This is a genomic window from Neisseria sp. P0021.S007 (assembly GCF_051956855.1).
On sequence record NZ_JBQCXA010000979.1, the window covers coordinates 1 to 556 of the forward strand.

1 pseudogene is annotated in these 556 nt (G+C 53.4%); it reads right to left on the reverse strand.

Going from position 1 to position 556, the window contains the following annotated elements:
• Positions 1-556, reverse strand: a pseudogene (locus ACTHUR_RS17065) (TonB-dependent siderophore receptor); the annotation flags it as partial.

Genomic DNA, 556 nt, shown 5'->3' on the forward strand with positions numbered 1-556 from the left:
GAGTAATCGGGATTGATTTCGTATGTACCGGCAATGCCTGAAACGATGTCGCTTTTACCTGTCAGATAGCTGTAATCGCCCGTCAGCTTCCAGCCGTTGGCAAATTCATGGCTGAGAGAAGTGAATACTTCGGCACTGTCGTCTTTGCCGTATGCCCAGCGTGCGGACGAATTGTTGCGCGGTGAAGATTCAAACGGCTTGAATCCGTCGTTGCGGTTTCCTGCCACAGTCAGATAGCTGAAACGCGAACTGCCCTTATTGCGGAAACGATGCAGCTCCGTACCGACGCGCCATTGGGTTTGCGGCGTGAGATCGTAAGACAGAATGCCGTAGAAAGTGTGATTGTGACGCGATGTGTTCGGCAGGTAATCGCCGCCGTGGTCGCTGACCAAAATGGAGCGTCCGCGCAAGGTATTGTCTGCATTTAAAGGATGATTGGCATCAAGGACGAAGCGGTAGTGGTTCCAAGAACCGACTCCAGCTTCCACGCTGACGGCAGGTTTGGCAGTCGGTTTTTTGCGTTCCAAAGCAACCGTACCGCCCGACTCGCCCATAC